The sequence below is a fragment of the Pseudomonas sp. AIG genome (genome assembly GCF_977020205.1).
The window spans coordinates 12,282-29,705 of sequence record NZ_CDROCK010000048.1; the positions used below are offsets into that span (position 1 = coordinate 12,282).

The 17,424-nt window shown below is 54.5% G+C and carries 12 protein-coding genes and 1 pseudogene; 6 read left to right on the plus strand and 7 right to left on the minus strand.

All coding sequences use genetic code 11. From position 1 onward, the window contains the following. Positions 1 to 34 precede the first annotated feature (34 nt). Positions 35 to 955 (plus strand): hypothetical protein, encoded by a 921-nt coding sequence (locus ACWR1S_RS23585; RefSeq protein WP_454565193.1) that lies wholly within the window; start codon positions 35 to 37, stop codon positions 953 to 955. Positions 956 to 1,103: 148 nt separating this feature from the next. On the opposite strand, the gene ACWR1S_RS23590 is transcribed toward ACWR1S_RS23585, so the two are convergent. The 4 genes from ACWR1S_RS23590 to ACWR1S_RS23605 form a co-directional block, all read right to left on the minus strand. Further along, positions 1,104 to 1,940: an ABC transporter ATP-binding protein gene (locus ACWR1S_RS23590; protein WP_454565194.1), complete on the minus strand. Its 837-nt coding sequence runs from the start codon at positions 1,938 to 1,940 to the stop codon at positions 1,104 to 1,106. Then, positions 1,928 to 2,731, minus strand: coding sequence for an ABC transporter permease (locus tag ACWR1S_RS23595; protein WP_454565195.1), 804 nt, complete (start codon positions 2,729 to 2,731; stop codon positions 1,928 to 1,930). Before ACWR1S_RS23595 ends, ACWR1S_RS23590 begins: the two co-directional genes overlap by 13 nt. A 10-nt stretch (positions 2,732 to 2,741) precedes the next feature. After that, the gene (locus tag ACWR1S_RS23600) at positions 2,742 to 3,728 is read right to left on the minus strand and encodes an ABC transporter substrate-binding protein (RefSeq protein WP_454565196.1); all 987 of its coding nucleotides are present in this window, start codon (positions 3,726 to 3,728) and stop codon (positions 2,742 to 2,744) included. A 516-nt stretch (positions 3,729 to 4,244) separates the two neighbouring features. Continuing rightward, positions 4,245 to 5,735 carry an aldehyde dehydrogenase gene (locus ACWR1S_RS23605; protein WP_454565197.1) on the minus strand — a complete coding sequence of 497 codons (1,491 nt, stop codon included), beginning with the start codon at positions 5,733 to 5,735 and terminating at the stop codon, positions 4,245 to 4,247. A 221-nt stretch (positions 5,736 to 5,956) separates the two neighbouring features. Here ACWR1S_RS23605 and ACWR1S_RS23610 point away from each other — a divergent pair, with 221 nt between their 5' ends. Continuing rightward, the gene (locus ACWR1S_RS23610; protein WP_454565198.1) at positions 5,957 to 6,871 is read left to right on the plus strand and encodes a LysR family transcriptional regulator; all 915 of its coding nucleotides are present in this window, start codon (positions 5,957 to 5,959) and stop codon (positions 6,869 to 6,871) included. A gap of 52 nt (positions 6,872 to 6,923) precedes the next feature. Here the strand turns inward: ACWR1S_RS23610 and ACWR1S_RS23615 are convergent, their stop codons facing one another. The 3 genes and pseudogenes from ACWR1S_RS23615 to hrpB all read right to left on the minus strand — a co-directional run. Next, a complete protein-coding gene (locus ACWR1S_RS23615; RefSeq protein WP_454565199.1) occupies positions 6,924 to 7,700 on the minus strand; it encodes a hypothetical protein in 777 nt (258 codons plus the stop codon). After that, complete coding sequence (locus ACWR1S_RS23620; RefSeq protein ID WP_454565200.1) at positions 7,690 to 8,100, minus strand: hypothetical protein; 411 nt, start codon at positions 8,098 to 8,100, stop codon at positions 7,690 to 7,692. Before ACWR1S_RS23620 ends, ACWR1S_RS23615 begins: the two co-directional genes overlap by 11 nt. Before the next feature lie 465 nt (positions 8,101 to 8,565). Continuing rightward, positions 8,566 to 10,704: pseudogene (hrpB, locus tag ACWR1S_RS23625) on the minus strand (ATP-dependent helicase HrpB); the annotation flags it as partial. An 89-nt stretch (positions 10,705 to 10,793) separates the two neighbouring features. Here hrpB and ACWR1S_RS23630 point away from each other — a divergent pair. From ACWR1S_RS23630 to ACWR1S_RS23645, 4 genes are read left to right on the plus strand one after another with little or no spacing between them, the layout of a single operon-like run. Continuing rightward, the gene (locus ACWR1S_RS23630) at positions 10,794 to 13,082 is read left to right on the plus strand and encodes a hypothetical protein (RefSeq protein ID WP_454565201.1); all 2,289 of its coding nucleotides are present in this window, start codon (positions 10,794 to 10,796) and stop codon (positions 13,080 to 13,082) included. Then, on the plus strand, positions 13,066 to 15,141 hold the full coding sequence (locus ACWR1S_RS23635; RefSeq protein WP_454565202.1) for an integrase: 2,076 nt from the start codon (positions 13,066 to 13,068) through the stop codon (positions 15,139 to 15,141). The genes ACWR1S_RS23630 and ACWR1S_RS23635 overlap by 17 nt, the downstream gene beginning before the upstream one ends. Further along, positions 15,138 to 15,743: a hypothetical protein gene (locus ACWR1S_RS23640; RefSeq protein ID WP_454565203.1), complete on the plus strand. Its 606-nt coding sequence runs from the start codon at positions 15,138 to 15,140 to the stop codon at positions 15,741 to 15,743. Before ACWR1S_RS23635 ends, ACWR1S_RS23640 begins: the two co-directional genes overlap by 4 nt. Then, positions 15,740 to 17,155: a tyrosine-type recombinase/integrase gene (locus ACWR1S_RS23645; RefSeq protein WP_454565204.1), complete on the plus strand. Its 1,416-nt coding sequence runs from the start codon at positions 15,740 to 15,742 to the stop codon at positions 17,153 to 17,155. Before ACWR1S_RS23640 ends, ACWR1S_RS23645 begins: the two co-directional genes overlap by 4 nt. The last annotated feature ends 269 nt before the right edge of the window (positions 17,156 to 17,424 follow it).

Genomic DNA, 17,424 nt, shown 5'->3' on the forward strand with positions numbered 1-17,424 from the left:
CGACCCGTTGCCCGAATTGACGATATGGAATCCCATGAAAATCTTATTGGTGTGCAAGGACATTGGTGGTTACGCGCGCAAACTGGCGGACTATCTGATGATCGACAACGACGTGTGTTTTATCGATACGTCATCGATGCAGAACAGTTTTGAGCGGGCGCCGAAGATCCTGCGCCGCCCGCTGAAACGCTGGGCGCAGTTACGCCAGTTCAACAAAGCCATCGCTGCGCATGGACGTTTCGACGTCGCACTCATCATCAACCCGGCCCAGATCGATGCAAACCAGTTGGCCGCCGGACTCAAGGTCTCCGACCACAAGATCGCCTACCTCTACGACAGCTTCAGTCGCTGGCCGATGACCCGCGAAGCGCTTGCCGGTTATGACGAGGTGTTTTCCTTCGACCCGGAAAATGCCGAAAGCTACGGGCTGAAAAAACTCTACAACTTCATTTACGACGACTACATCGCGGACGGAGAGCCCGGTGAGTACTCGGCGTTTGTGGTGATGGCGGGCAAGGATCGGGTGCCGGCACTTGCCGGTCTGGCAGAGGAATTCGATCGCCTCGGGGTGACCGATTACAAGTTTCTGGTCCAGTCCAAACCAGTTCCGGGGGCGCATCCGGGCATCACCTTTTTCGAGCAGAGAATGTCACTGGAGTCCGTCGGCGAGCTGGTCAAGCGCTCGCGGATCATTCTCGACATTGCCAAGCCCGGTCAGGCGGGATTGAGTTTCCGGTTCTTCGAAGCCATGGCCTCACGCAAAAAAGTCATCACCACCAACAAGAGCGTGGTCGACTATGACTTTTTCAACCCGGCGAACATTCTGGTGATCGATGAGGCCAATCCGGTGATTCCGGAACGGTTCATTACGGATCCGTATGTCGACGTGCCTGAACACATCTACCAGAAATACACCCTGCAGGGATGGGTCAAAACCGTGTTTGCCCAGCAGTGAAATCACATCGCCGGCTGCCCCACCACGCAACCCTGTGGGAGCGAGCCTGCTCGCGAAAGCGGTGTGTCAGGCACCCTATTTATCGACTGACACTACGCCATCGCGAGCAGGCTCGCTCCCACAATGGTCAGGTGATATGACCGTTGGATCAATGCACCTCTTCCAGGTCGTCATGCAGCAACCCGAAGATCTGTCGTTTCATGTCGATGAACGAGCGGTCCATGACCATGTCCAGTGAGCGTGGACGTTCGATCGGTACGTCGAGAATCTGTTTGATCCGCCCCGGTTTGGCGCCCATCACATAGACCCGGTCGCCGAGCAGAATGGCTTCGTCGATGTCATGGGTGACGAACAACACGGTTTTCTTGCTGTTGCCCCAGACGCGCAGCAACAACTGCTGCATCTGCAAACGTGTCTGGCTGTCGAGGGCGCCGAACGGTTCGTCCATCAGCAGAATCTGCGGGTCATTGGCCAGTGCGCGGGCAATCGCCACGCGCTGCATCATCCCGCCCGACAGTTGCTTGGCGTAGTTGTCGGCGAACCCGGCGAGGCCGACTTCGTTGACGTAGTAATCGACAATTTCCTTGCGCCGCGCCGCCGGCATGCCACGGCGCTTAAGGCCGAACTCAACGTTTTGGCGCACGGTCAGCCACGGGAACAGCGTGTAGCTCTGAAAGACCATGCCGCGATCCGCACCGGGGCCCTGCACCTGCTGGCCACCGACGTATATTTCACCGGAAGTCGGCTCGGCCAGACCAGCGGTCAGGTACAACAGGCTCGATTTACCGCACCCCGAAGGTCCGACCAGCACCGCAAACTGCTGATCCGGCACCTCGAACGACACTTCTTCAAGCGCAGTGAATGTGCCGCCGTCAGGCTTCTTGTAACGCAGGCTGACTTTGTCCACCTGCAAGCGTGGCGCTGCTTGCGCCGGTGCCGCGACAGGTTCGATAAAACGATGATTGGCAGCAGTCACTGAGCCCATGCGGCAACCCTCAAACGAAGAAAGCGGAACAGTTGATCGGTGACCAGCCCGAGCAGGCCGATGATCGCGATGGCGAGAAAAATCACATCCACCTGAAAGCCGCGCATAGCCTTCAGGCTCAAGTAGCCCAAACCACTGGAAGCGGCGACCAGTTCAGCCACCACCAGATACGTCCAGGCCCAGCCCATCGTTACCCGTAGGGTATCGAGCACACCCGGCACCGAGGCCGGCGCGATCACATGCAACACCGCATCGCGGCGGTTCGAACCCAAGGTGTAAGAGGCGTTGATCAGATCCTTGGAAATGCCCTTGGACACGTCGGCGATCATCACCAGTTGCTGGAAGAACACGCCGAAGATAATCACCGAAACACGCTGCTCCAGACCGATACCGATCCACAGGATGAACAACGGCACAAACGAGGTCACCGGCAGGTAACGAATGAAATTCACCAGCGGCTCAAGGAACGCCTGGACAATACGGAAACTGCCCATCAGCAACCCCAACGGCACCGCCACCAGCGACGACACGATGAAGCCGACCATCACCACTTCGACACTCGCCCAGACATGCGTGCCGAGGGTGCCGTCGCGGCCCAGGCGCACGGCGGCTTCAACCACCGCGCCCGGCGTCGGCAAAAACATCCCCGGCACGATGCCGCCGTAAGACAACCCGGCCCATAAGCCGACCAACAAGACCCAGGCCAGAGCGCTGGCGCTCCATACCACTTGCACCGGCAAAGCGGTTTTTGGCGTAAGGCTGCGGCTCAGCCATGAATTGCGCTTGAACATGGCAAACCTCCTAGAGCGGGCTGACGAAACGGTTGTCGACCAGCTCGTCGTTGCTGACGTTGTAGGGTTTGCCCTGCAGTTCGCTGGCGGTTTCGTTGGCCAGTTTGATCAGTGGTGCGCTGTCACCCGGTTTGCCCGGCGAGCCGAGCAGTTTCTCGCTCATGGCTTGATCGTAGAAACGCACGCCTTGTGCGGCGGCGGCCAGTTCCTTCGGATCGGACAGGTAACCGCCGACGCCTTTGGCCATGATTTTGTAAGCGTCTTCCGGATGATCCTTGGTGTACTGCACGGCTTTGTACAAACCGGCGACCAGCGCTTTGACGTCTTCCGGTTGCTTCTCGATAACGCTGCAATTAAGCGCGACCACGTCGACGATCACACCGGGGGTGCTGCTGCTGTCAATCAGCACTTTGCCTTGCTGCTTGTCGCGGACCATCGACAGATGCGGTTCCCAGGTCACGGCGGCGGGCACGCGACCGGCGATGAACGCGGTGGCGGCATCGTCAGCGGTCATGTTCTGCACGGTGATGTCGCTCATCTTCATGCCGTTCTTTTTCAGCAGGTACGAGAGCCAGAATTGGGAAGTCGAGCCCTCGTTGACCGCGACGGATTTGCCCTTGAGCTCTTGCAGGCTCTTCACATCCTTGCCGACCAGTACACCGTCGCCGCCATGGCTGTCATCCAGCGCCGCGACCGCTTTGAAGCAGAACTGCGGACGGTACTTGAGCACCTCATCGATGGTCGACGCCGAGCCGGACAATTGCCCGGAGGCCTGCGCGGCCATGTACATCGAGGCCTCTTCGACCACTGGCAATTCGACGGTCAGGCCGTTTTCCTTGAAGTAGCCCAAGTCCTGAGCCAGATAGAGGGTGCCGTAGCCGACCCACGTGGTGTGGCCGATGGACAGGGTGCCGGCCTGGGCGCTGGTCGCGACCGTGGCGGCAAGGGCGGTGATTGCCAGAGGATGAGTGAGACGAATACACAAGGACTTGATCATGGAGCACTCCCGACGCTGTTGATTTAGTTTTGTCATGGGCAGTACGGTCGCCGGCCGTTGTGCAGTTGCTGCCGTTGGTCTCTCGCGGACGCTTGGGCGGACAACATTCGGCTGGCGGGCAAGATCGATGGTGGCCCATGTGCGCGGTGAGGAAAATCAGGAAATTGTTGGCTGCAAATGATGAAAAAACTGGCTAGTGCGCACTGCTAAAGGGCGGGGTTGGCGGGGATGCTCAAGGAGGGTGCAGAGCGGGGATTTTCGGTGACTGGGCGAATGTCATCGCTGGCAAGCCAGCTCCCACAGGGATATCCGGTGTACTTCGGATTTTTGGGCAACACTGAACCTGTAGGAGTGAGCCTGCTCGCGATAGCGTCAGGTAAGTCGATAATTTGTTGACAGACCCACCGCTATCGCGAGCAGGCTCACTCCTACAATGATCTCGGATTTGCCCCGTATTTTGTGAACACCGCGGAAACCTGTGGGAGCTGGCTTGCCAGCGATGGGGGCGACTCGGTGTTAGCGCAACTGGAACCAGGTGGTTTTCAGTTGGGTGTATTTGTCGAACGAGTGCAGTGACAAATCGCGGCCAAACCCCGATTGCTTGCCGCCGCCGAAAGGCACTGTGACATCCAGCGCATCCACCGTGTTGACCGATACCGTACCCGCGCGCAACTGCCGCGCCACTCGATGGGCGCGGTTAAGGTCATCGGTCCACAGCGACGCCGCCAGCCCGTAGACACTGTCGTTTGCCAACCGCACCGCTTCCTCTTCACTGTCGAACGGCACGACCGCCAACACCGGGCCAAACACCTCTTCGCGAAACAGCGGCATGTCAGCTGTCACACCGGTAAAAATCGTCGGTTCAATAAAGTTGTCCGACCCGTTAAACCGCCACTGCTGCCCACCACAAACCCGCGTTGCCCCCGACTGCTCGGCACTGCGAATGAAGTGCATGATGCTCGCCGTCTGCTTGTGATCGACAATCGCGCCAGCGCTGCTCTGCGGATCCAGCGGATCGCCCGGCAACCAGCGTTCAGCCTGCGCTTTCAACCGCTCGACAAACTCATCATGAATCGAGCGCTCCACCAGCAACCGCGAATTGGCCGAGCAGACGTCACCCTGATTGAAGAAAATCCCGAACGCGGCTTTCTCCGCCGCCAGATCGAGATCCTGACAATCGGCGAACACCAGATTGGCGCTCTTGCCACCGCACTCCAGCCACACTTGCTTTAGGTTGGATCGAGCTGAATATTCCATGAAATATTTACCGACCTGGGTCGAGCCGGTGAACACCAGACAATCGACATCCGCGTGCAAGCCCAACGCCTTGCCAGTCTGTTCGCCAAGCCCAGGCAACACGTTCAGCCCCCCCGGCGGCAGACCCGCCTCCAGCGCCAGCTCGGCCAGGCGCAACGCCGAGAATGGCGACTGCTCGGCCGGTTTGAGGATCACTGAATTGCCCGCCGCCAACGCGGGCGCGAGCTTCCACGCGGCCATGTCCAACGGAAAATTCCACGGCACTACCGCCGCGACTACACCGAGCGCTTCACGGCTGATGGTCGCCAGCACATTCGGCGCACTGGGCGCGACTTGATCGTAGAGTTTGTCGATGGCTTCGGCGTACCAACGGAACACCCCGGCAGCGCCCGGCACGTCGATGTTGTAGGCATCCATCACCGGTTTGCCCATGTTCAGCGAGTCGAGCAACGCCAGTTCTTCGCGGTGCGTCATCAACAAATCGGCCAGACGCAGCAGCACTTGCTTGCGCTCGGCTGGCGAACGCTGCGACCAGGTGCCAGCCTCGAACACCTGCCGCGCATTGCGCACCGCCGCGTCGACATCCTCCTCGCCACACGCCGCTACATTGGCCAGACACTCGCCTGTCGCCGGGTTGATCGCGGCAAAAGTCTGCCCCGATTGCGCAGCGCAATGTTGGCCGTCGATCACGGCCTGATCGGGAAACTTCAATGCAACGGCGCGGCGCTGCCACTCTGCAAGCTCGAACACGACGGATGCTCCTGAGACGTTATTGTGCCTCGATGGTCGCTCAGGCCCGCACGGGCTAAAAATAGTAAAAATATCTTCGCAGGCAATAAAAACACTGGGCAATGACTTCCCCCAAATACCGCGCAGGTGGCTATGGTTGAGGGATAACAACATCGTCGCGCAACGGACGTGGCGGCGCACAAATTGCTTGGAAGTCGAGTCCGCTCGTCCTGAGGTTTGCCGTGGCCGCCTACAATTTGCGTCAGTTGAAATACTTCATCACCACCGTCGAATGCGGCAGCGTTGCCGAGGCCTCGCGCAAGCTGTACATCGCACAGCCGGCGATCTCCACCGCGATCAAAGGCCTGGAAGACAGCTTCGGCGTCCAACTACTGATCCGTCACCACGCCCAAGGTGTGTCGCTGACGCCAAGCGGTGCGCGGTTTTTTCGCAAGGCTCAAGAGTTGCTGCGCATGGCCAAGGAGTTCGAACAGAACGCCCTCGCCGACAACGACGTAGTCGCCGGGCAGATCGATATCGGTTGTTTCGAAACGGTTGCGCCGCTGTACCTGCCGCAGTTGATTGCCGGATTCTCGGCGCTGTATCCGGGGGTAAAAATCCGCATCCGCGACGGCGAGCAGCAGGAGTTGGTGCAAGGCCTGACTTCGGGTTCGTTTGATCTGGTCATCCTCTATGAACACGAACTCGACGCGACCATTCAGACCGAACCGCTGATGCCGGCGCAACGGCCGTATGCGCTATTGCCGGCGGATCATCGTTTTGCCCAGTACAAGCAGGTTTCGCTAAGGGATCTGTGTCTGGACCCGATGATCCTGCTTGATGTGCAGCCGAGCCGAACCTACTTCGTCAGTCTGTTTGAAGAGCTGGGCCTGACGCCGCGCATCGAATTCAGCTCACCGTCGATCGAGATGGTGCGGGGCATGGTCGGCCAGGGTTTCGGCTTTTCGATCCTGGTCACCCGGCCGCATTCGGAATGCACCTATGATGGGAAGAAAGTCGTGTGTGTGGACATCGTCGAAGATGTCACCGGTTCGGGTTTGGTCGCTGCATGGCTCAAGCGCGGGCAACTGACCAAACCGGCGCAGTTGTTCGCTGATTATTGCCGCGAACAACTGACGAGCAAGACCCACGCCTGATTTACAAAAGCCGCGCGATTTGGCCTAGGCTGTAAACTTCCGAGGCATTTCGCTAAATCAGTTGATCATCCGTTTTAGCTGGAGTCGAAACTTTCGCTTTCGCGGACAAGAGCTTCGTATAATAAACATACAGCTTTACATTTAATTCCTCATGATTTCTATACGTTAGTATCCTCTCGCTTTGAAGATCAAACGCTACATTCTCGAGCGTTTCCGACACCAACACTATATTTTTACCTAAGCTATGAGCGATCCCCAACTCATAGTGCACATTTGGATTTCTACCATTAATATTTGCAATTACAAAAGGCGAAACAAGCATTTGCTCAATAATATGCTTTAAAATATTACCAGACTTAAACACTTCATCCCCTCGCACAGCGACAAGATGATTAAGAGCACACGCGGACTTAATAGCGAGATATGTAGACTCATACATATCATGAAACGGAGTCAATACAAAAACTTGATTAGGCACAACCCTTAAGTTTTCAACCTCAATACCTAATTCTTCCAGAAAATGATACGGATTTATTTTTGGCGAACCACTGGACCTATCGTATTCCGCAGGCAATCGTGAATTCCCATCCAACACTAAGTGGTTAACTTCCTTCCACCTATCAGAGTTGGACTGCATCCTTTGTGTTAACTGATATATTTTTTCTTCAAAGGACCGTCGCATGATATCCATCTCAACCCTTCTAGTATCCTCATTATAGAAAGACTTACTGCGTCTAAAATACAGTATGCAGAACAGGGAAATAATAGAAATCAAAACAGATGCGATTGCAGCATACAAAACTGCTTCCGGTACAAAATCAGCCGACATTTTGTTTACCCACCAGTAGTGAAACTGCGAAAATCGCCATGAGAATAGTAAAAAAGAAATTCAAAATCGTACCAAACGTAATTCCTAACAAATCCCAACCATCAAGATTACCTCGATCCAAAACTAGCATCGACTTTCTCCAAACCGCGATAGCTACGACTTTCAACAAAAAAAACAAGAGAAGAAAAAACATCAGCTTCGATAAGCTACCGCCCTCTCCCACCAAGATCATGAAGCTAATTAAAGTGGAAACTCCGAAAATAGAAATATCAACAGGAACCTCCATTGCCGCCCGCCACACATCCAACAAGTTGCATGCTCTACCTATTACTAATTTCAAAACAAAAACTATAAACAACAAAGCGATGGGGAGTATCGCCGTGTAAGTAGCGGGGGTCATCCGAGGTTTCCCTATCCGATGTTAAACCAACTCAAGAAAGTCCTAAACAATCCATTTGGCCATCACCCTAAATGGGAAACAGGCATAGCATTGTGCCACCAAACGTACCGAAACGCTCGTTTGATGTGGGTAGCGAATCCAAGGGTCGACAAGCCCTCACACTTTTCCCACCACAATCTTCATTTTTTCCCCACACCAGTTGGCTGGCCCCAATAGTGATATCTCTCTAGCTAAAGAAGAAAAACCAAGGACTTCTTTAAGGCACACAATCAAAGGCGTCTGATAAGGGCGGGAAATCAGCACAACAGACCGTAGAGGGCCAAGGCGAAAACGTTGCCGGCACGAAAGCTTGGAAATCCATCAACACAGCCCAACTAGCCTTTGCGCTTGGCTGAGCGTCGCGCCGTCACCATCTGTACCAACTGACCATTTCTTGGATCAGGGATCACAAACCGCTTTGACTTATTATGTGCCGCGCGGTTTGGCCCGCGCAGTTGCCTCCGCCACCAACGGATCATCCGGCCAATAATGCTTCGGATAGCGGCCCTTCAAATCCTTCTTCACCTCGGCATAGGTGCTGCGCCAGAAGTTGGCCAGATCCTGCGTCACCTGTACCGGCCGCCGCGCCGGCGACAGCAGATGCAACTTGACCACCTGCCGCCCGCCGGCAATTCGTGGCGTATCGGCAAGCCCGAACAACTCCTGCAAACGCACGGCGAGAATCGGTGGGAACTCACTGTAATCCAGACGAATCGACGAGCCCGACGGCACGCTCAAATGATGCGGTGCCAGCTCATCAAGCTTCTGCGGCAACGGCCACGGCAGCAGATTACGGACGATGCTCGACAGATCCAGATTGGCAAAATGACTGAGCCGCGAGACCTTGCCCAGATAAGGCATCAGCCAATCCTCGAGTGTATTGAGCAACGTTGCATCGCTGACATCCGGCCACTGACTGTCATCCTGAGTGTTCAATTCCAACTGGCGCAACAACGCCACCCGCGCCTGCCACTGACGCAGCTCCGGCGTCCATGGCAGCAGCTCCAGACCTTTGCGCCGCACCAGATTCACCAGCGCCTGACTGCGCGCATTTTCGTCGAGACCGGTCAGCGGTTCACGGCTGAGAATCAGCTCGCCAACCTTGCGTTGCCGCTCGGCACGCAGCACGCCTTCGCGCTCGTCCCAGTCCAATTGATCGACATTGCGCACCTGTTCAGCGAGCACCGAATCGAACAGCGCCGGATCGAAATCCGCCGCCAGATAAATCCGTTCTTCGCGCTGACCCTGGCGGCTGCCGAGGTCGGCGATGACGATCCACGGCTCTTTCATCAGGCTGTCAGCTTCGGCAAACAGCGCCGCGCGACCGTTGGCCAAGCGATACTCGGCGCCACCGGCTCGTCGCTGTTGCGCGACACGATCCGGATAGGCCAGCGCCAGCAGGGCACCGAGCCAGCGCGGATGATCAGGATCGCTGACCGGCTCGCTGGCCTTGCCACGCAGGTAACCGCGATATTGCCGGGCGAGTTGCTTAGCCCGTTGCACGCCGCCCTGCGCACCTCGGGCGGCACGCTCTTCACCAGAGAGCAGCACCAATCGACTGTGCAGATCCGCCCCGGCACCTCTCAAGATATCGCGCTCGCCGAGCAACGCGGCGACATCGCACGCCATGCTCGCCAGCCCCAACGCCTGACCCCGCAGCAACAAATGGCCGATACGCGGATGCGCCGGCAGTTCGGCCATGGCCTGACCGTGATGGGTCAGCGCTTCACCTTCCAGCGCGCCGAGCCGTTGCAGCAAATCCTGAGCCTGTGCATAAGCCGCCGCCGGTGGAACATCCAGCCAGACCAGTTCGCCCGGCGTGACACCCCAGCGTCCCAGTTGCAGGGCGAGACTGGCGAGATCCGCCGAAAGAATTTCCGCACTGCCATAAGCGGCGAGTTGTTCGTGCTGATCCTGCGACCACAAGCGATAACAAACGCCCGGCTCGAGTCGCCCTGCCCGGCCCGCACGCTGGGTGGCGCTGGCCTTGGAAATCCGCTGGGTATCGAGGCGTGTCATGCCGCTGCCCGGATCGAAACGCGGCACCCGCGCCAGCCCGGCGTCGATCACCACGCGCACGCCGTTGATGGTCAGACTGGTCTCGGCAATGTTGGTCGCCAGCACCACTTTGCGCTGGCCGGCTGGGGCCGGATCGATCGCCGCGCGTTGCGCATTGAGGTCGAGTTCACCGTGCAACGGGCACAGCAGGACGTCGCTGCGCTCACCAATGGCGTCGGCCAATTGTTGATGCACGCGACGGATTTCCGCCTGTCCCGGCAGGAATACCAACAGGCTGCCGGTTTCATCGCGCAGTGCTTCGAGCACGGTTTGCGTGACGCGTTGATCGATGTATTCGCCGGGCTGAAACGGCCGGCCCCAGCGCATCGTCACCGGATACATGCGGCCTTCACTGCGCAGGATCGGCGCATCATCCAGCAACCCGGCCAGACGCTCGCCCTCCAGGGTGGCCGACATCAGCAGAATCTTCAGCGGCTGTTCAGCTCGGAACAGCTCGCGACCGTTCAGACTTAAGGCCAGCGCCAGATCGGCGTCGAGGCTGCGTTGGGGCACTTGACCGATTGCACATACCTGTCAAAATCTACAAAACGCCTTAAAAACATACACTTAAGGCACACCGAGCCGAGAAAATCATTTTGACAATCATCAGAAAAACCGCACCTCTAGCCAACTATCCTTTCAGAGTGCTGTCGCCCGAGGTAGTGGCGCTGATGGAGCGAGCGGCGAAGGATTTTCCAAGCATCCCGTCAGTGATTCCGATCAAGCTATTCGAGTGCTATTGCGATCTCATGGGCGCAAAGGTCTCGTATCTCACGCTGTCTAGCCCGTCGTACTTTAAGCTGGCTAGAGGCTTCCTGGGGGCGCTGAGGAGCACCTCATTCCTCGACAACGATCCGACTTCACGTCAATCGTTTGTTCGCCTGTTCGCGGGTATGCATAACGTCATGCGGGCAGAAGTCCCGGCTATTGAAGAGCTGCGGGCTGATCCGGCAAGCATGCGGGATAACGTATCCCTGTGGGACGAATGCCGCTCGGAACTGAATGAAGAAAGCCTCCGGTATTGGAATGGCTGGGGAGTCACATCTCCGAAGGGTCGAGAATACTTTCTCAGCCTCCCCTGCCTGTGGTTGAGCCACGGCAAAGACTTCACTGAGGACTTCTACAACCATTGGGTGCTTTTTTTTAAGAAGCAGGCCCGCCCTGCGTACACAGAGGTGAACAAAATGGCGAAATTCCTTGCTGAACATCGCGAGGATTGGCCCGCTGTAACCTTCCAGCACCCTCAAATGATCAAGGCTTTCTTCCTAGCTTTCATGAAGGATTTTTTCCTCAAGGCTCATGAAGAAAAGAAGAACATTAATGGCCAGATCAAAAGCTGGAGACGGTTTATCGCCAACTGTGAGGAAATTTTCGTCGAAACCGGAGTTTGGGCCTTGCCGTACCAAGGTGGACTTCCTAAGCCGCTGGAGAGGCCAGATCTAGGCTTGGGAACGAGGAAAAAAACTCGTGAGGACGGTGTGGTTGTGCATGAAAAGCTGATCACGCCTGTGCCACTTCACGTTACAGATGAAGAGGCGATTGAGATCATCTTCCATAACATCGAGACAGATGTGTCGGTGATTAAACTGTGGGCGACTGAGCAATGTCGACAGCTTCTCGCAAAGGTTAGGGCGCGCAAGGCAATGGCCAAAATGGGCCGGCCTATCGTCAGGGGTGGTTCCTTGAAATCGATTGAGCAGCTCGGTATTGAAAACATCTGCGCGACCTTTGAAGCTGATGGGTTTCGAGCCGAGAGAAACTATCTGAACTCTCATTTCGGCAACGGCAATCTAGTGAGGGTTTCTGGCTTACTCGGCTTGCCGACTGCCGACAAGCTCTATCCATATCAATGCCTGCTGGTAACCGAGCACCCGGAAATTACCCACGGCTTTCTTGATAAGCTCATGCTCCTTGATGACAACGGGGATTCGATTGGCTACATCAAGGATGACAGCGGGGCCAAGCTCATTGGCTTTAAGGATCGTAGGGGCAAGAAACTAAGCGAGCAGGTTATCCAGTTGACCGCTCAATCCCAGCAGTGGATCGAAGAAATTCTCGAGATTACCGAGCCGTTGAGAGAAGCGCTGCGTCTAGCGGGAAAGCCTGCGTTCAAGGAACTGTTTATCACTTGTGGATACGGTTTTTCGACGCCGAGTAGCGTCACTCAACCCGCGTGGAATCGCTCCAAATTCAATTCGATGCCCAAATCGCTCGACGTGCTTCTCAACCAGTTCGCCCCCTATCAGCACATGCTGCAATGTGACCTGCGCCAGTTTCTGGAACGGGTAACGCTTACTTCAATTCGGTCATCCTGTGGCGTGATGGTTTATCTACAAACAAAAAGCGTTACTGAAATGGCCAAAGCCCTGGGTCACGTTCGTTACGATGCGGTACTGCTTCGCCGGTATCTCCCAGAGGCAATCCTGTCTTTCTTCCAAACACGTTGGATCCGAATATTCCAGCGCAGCTTCATCTGCGAAGCGATGAAAGACAGCCCTTATTTGCTCGAGGCAACGGATTTTTCGAGCATGGATGAACTTCACGGATTCCTGAAAAACCATGCGCTGAAAGATATCCCGAGTCACCTAAGAAATCCGGAAAACAAGCCTACCGCTGAACAAATCGAGTCTCGCAGCAGCCAGATCTACATTTCGATTGATGTCGGGATCATGACTGCCTTGCTTTCCTTGGAGGCCGCCGTCACAAGTTCTGAAAATTCCCATGAGGTATGTGGCAGAGCCAAGTATTGGGCAGATGTATCTAAAGCTGTCAGCGACGAAATCGTACGGGGCAACGATACGCTACTTAAAGAACACCTCAATGTAGCCAGAGCTCATTGCAACCCGTCTCGCATGGAGAAGATTATTTATGTCGCTGCCGCCTGAATTAGATTTCCTTGAACCATACTTCATGGACTCTTACCAAACCTTGAGGTCTACCGATTGGCTAATTAGCGACTTTGACGCCAACGTGTGGATGTATAGTTTTGGCTTCAAGAAGCCGAAACGTATCGAGTGGGATGTAGAGCTTAACGACGGCAGTCGTTTGATCGATAAAAAAAATAAAGAACTGCTCGTTGGATTGAAATATTTTCTGACGGGCTCAACCCAGGCTAATTCCGTCAGCAATTCGACTGGAGTGAGGTCAAGCGAGCTCGCACGCGCAATTCATGTCGTCGACTTCCTGCTACTTAATGCCGAACAATTCAAACTCGCCCAATATGGCTTGGCAGGCCTAGGCAGAGACAACTTAAAACTAATACTTTCAGAAATCGGCTCTAGCAGCGACACTTCAGAGTCTATTTATGGTTGGTCGAAGCGGATGTCACTTTATTGCCTCAAGCTCGTACTGGAAACCAACCAGATTGAAATTGATCTTGCGATCAAAGAATGGCCAGACCTCGCGATTATTACTCCAGAGCAAATAGACGATAACGTCCTGGATATTCCATTAGATCTGATACCTAAAATCAGAGCCGCTCTGCACCTGAAGGGATTGTATCGAATTTCTCGCGACAAGGGATACAACCCTAACTCCGTGACGGTATCGGGCGAGATTTACAGAAACACACTCGCTGGTAGGTTCGATGATAAGCCGATCATCGGCATCCTGTCCGTCCAAAGCGGTGATGATTTTGTACGAGAGCTCCTTCCAATACCTGTGGCAACAGGTACAAGGGAAAAGATGGGCGAAGCTAACTTTAGCGAGTATAGAAGGACACTTTACAGTCTCGGAAATCTTCACGATCTTGGTTTACCTGCGCCTTCAGCAGATGACTTAATTAGCGCCAAAAATTTTACGATTGAAACGGAGAGTGCTGGAAGATTCAGAACACTTCCTTCTCAAGTCGTATTTGGCGCCGTGCGGAACTCTATCGAGTTCTACCTGAAACATGGATCAGAGATCGTAAATGGGTTTTGCCGAGCAGCACTGTACTGCAAAAAACAAGGTATTTCTCTGAACGATCTGACTGACAGCGAGCTCCGGAAGGTGGTGGGTCAAAGCCTAACGTCAATTGGCGTAGAGAGCCTCGGACTGTCACGTCGAAGCGCAGGGACACAATACGCCAGCACCACGAAGGGCTTGAGATCCGAATACTTCACGAAGCTGCGCTCTAATCACGGACTGATTGAACTAATAAAGGTGCTTATCGGAAGCACCCAAGTCGTTGTTGGTGCATTGATGGGAAGACGCATCGGTGAGCTATTGGATCTGCACGCCACAGACTGTTTGGATGTGACGGAACAATGGCTTGTATTCGTGAACCGCAAAAGCACCTATCGGCTTTTCGGCACCCGTCAAATTGAAGCACGACCAATTGAACCAATTGCTGTGAAGATGATTAAAAATCTCATCAGGATGCAGAAAATCCTTAAACGTATCGGTTTCTTGAGCGAACTTAAGGGCCTGTTCGCCAGCCCATCCGGAAAGGGCAATGCTGATTTTTCCAAGGTTTCTGTTTACGGCTTTAATCAAAACCTCGACTTCTTTTGTGATTACTTTGAAACTGATACCAACGACGAAGGCCAACGGTACTACATCCGTCAACATCAGCTGCGCAGATTCTTCGCCATGCTTTTCTTTTACTCGAGCAGCTTTGGCGGACTTGAGACTTTGCAATGGATGCTTGGGCATACCGATGTGCAGCACGTCTGGCACTACATCACCGAATCTGTGGATGGTGCCACCCTCCGAGGGGCTAAAGCACAATTTGTGGCCGAAGCACTCCACAGTGGCGATGAAGCAAGCTTTGAAAGCCTAGCGGCCCTGTTGAAAACCCGCTATGGCACAGAAGATTTCACCATTGTCGATACCGAGGAGCTCGAAGATTACCTTTCGGATCTCATGGAAGAAGGCTCCGTGGAAATTGAACCGGAATTCATCCAGGACGATGAAGGCAAACGCTTCAGGGTAGTAGCTCGGGTCATGAAGGCAGCAGCATGAAGAAGACTGATGCTCGCGTAGAACGCAACACGTTGGCGCTTTGCACCCTGGTTGAGTGCCTGCAACAAATCCATCGGTCTCCCGACAGTTTTAGGGGCAACAAAGAATTGGTGGCGGCCCTGAAAAGCCAGGGTTCAACTGCAGCTCTGAGCCTCAGCTTCACCGTAGGCGGAGACACGAAGGCAACAACCCCGGTCAGCCTGAACACTCTGAAGACTTATGCAGAAAGTAACTTGCCTACAGGTTTCAACGGGCTAAACAATCTCCGAATCGCGGCCCTTGAAGCGCTGGAGGCCTCAGAGCGACGCGAAGAGCGCTCCAACAAGCGAACCAAGGTAGGTTTATCGCTGCGAGTCGCAGAGTTGGAACAGAAACTGGCCTTGCACCAAAAAACGAACCTTACATTGCTTCACGCTCTCGGCAATGCTCGCGATCACATCAAAAGTGTCAGGGATGCGCCGAACGCAGGTGTCAGATCATTACGGGCCCAGGAGGCCATAAAGGCGCTGACCGCGATGGCATCGCTGAACGCCCCACCTTACGACAAGATTCCTGCGCCCAATGGCCCTTCTGTTGTAAACCTTGATGAATACAGAAGATGACGAAGAAAAGCCAAAACCAGCTGTTCTCGGTCTTGGAAGAGACGACGCTATTTTCCCACATGGCGCTGGGAACGATTGAGACAAGGACATTCAACAATGTCCCATTTGTAACCTGGCCGAACGGTGCGCCCTGTGTGCCGGTGAATCAGTACATTCTGTCGATGATGGAACGGCCTGGTCGAAACGGCAACCGCAACCTATCTACACGCGGATCCAAAGGCGGAACCTTCGGCGAGTACGCCTCCAAGATAAGCCACTTGGTTCGTTATTGCTATCATGCCAACATCGACTTCATTCACCTGACTGACTCCAGTTTTACAGAGTTTATCGATTCCCTTAGAGACGAAAAGTCTCGAATTTACCCAACCGCGAATAAACGGACTGAGCCTACAATCCTGGGTATAGGTAGAGTTTGCCTAGCCTTTCTGGAGTTTGTTGGTAGGCTTCACGAGAATCCAAGTTTTGTCGCTGTCGGCGGGACAATCAGAATAACTATGCACGCCTTTACGATTAAATATCGGAATGGCCGCACGCTGAAAAAAGAGTTTGTACATCATCACTCGCTAAGCCTAGGCGGACGGGTTCGGTCGATATTCCCGATTTCAGACGAAAACATAAAGCGCCTGGTGGACGCGGTGGACAGGGATTCCAAATCACGATTTATTGACTCCAGAAGAAAGATCATGCTTCTCCTGTTGGAGCACACAGGTGCACGCAGGGGGGAAATCTCGAGAATATTGGTTAAAGACATCCTTAATGCACTGGAGATGGATGAGCCAATGCTTAGGCTAGAGACTTGGAAGCAAGGGGTATCTAGCCAGCGGTTCATTCCTGTTCACAAAATGGTTCTCAGCGACATCAAAAAATACATCGACTTCATGCGCAGGAAGATCGTCAAGGGGAAGGTAGACGACGGCTTTCTGTTCATATCACAAACTTTTGCAAAGGGGATATCTCCGGACACAATCACCTCGGAAATTTCTCTTCTGAAAAAGGCTGCAGGTATTAAAGAAAAAATATCTCCGCATATGTTCCGGCATGCCTTCATTACGAATAAATTTGTCCAGCTGATTAAACAGCATGAGCTAGAAAATCCTGATCAATTCAGGCAGTCCTTGCTGAGCAGCCAAACCTTCATTACCGAAGTAATGATGTGGACGGGACACAAGTCTGCAGAGGCTGTTGAGCGCTACATTCACCTGGCATTCAAGAAGGTCGCTAATTACGCTGCGACAGTATCGTCAGTGCACTTAGCATCAGCCATGCTGCTGTTCGACCGTAAACAGCGCGAATTACTCAATCGTCTCAAGGCCGGTCTCGCCGTTGAAGAATATGAAGCCGAGGTGTTAGAACTTCAGCGGCTAAGAGATGAAGACTTCGATATTGCTGGCAGGCGGGTAAGCTCCAACTAAATATCTCCCTGATTGTCGGACTTGCGGGGCTTGCCCCTTCGGGGACGGCTGTCGTAAACCAAAGCCGGGCTGCGCCAGGCTTTGGCCCTACGGGCTTTCATCCTCAAGCCTCTGGCCCATCGTGGGCCGGCGCGCTCCGCTTGCTCATTTGCCCACAAATATTAAGTGACGCTTCTGAAGATACCGAATGAGAAGCATGCGGTTCGAAGTGCAAAGGGGGCCCCGTAAAGGCCGGGGGGACAGGCGCTGATGCGGCGCTCGACACCGGC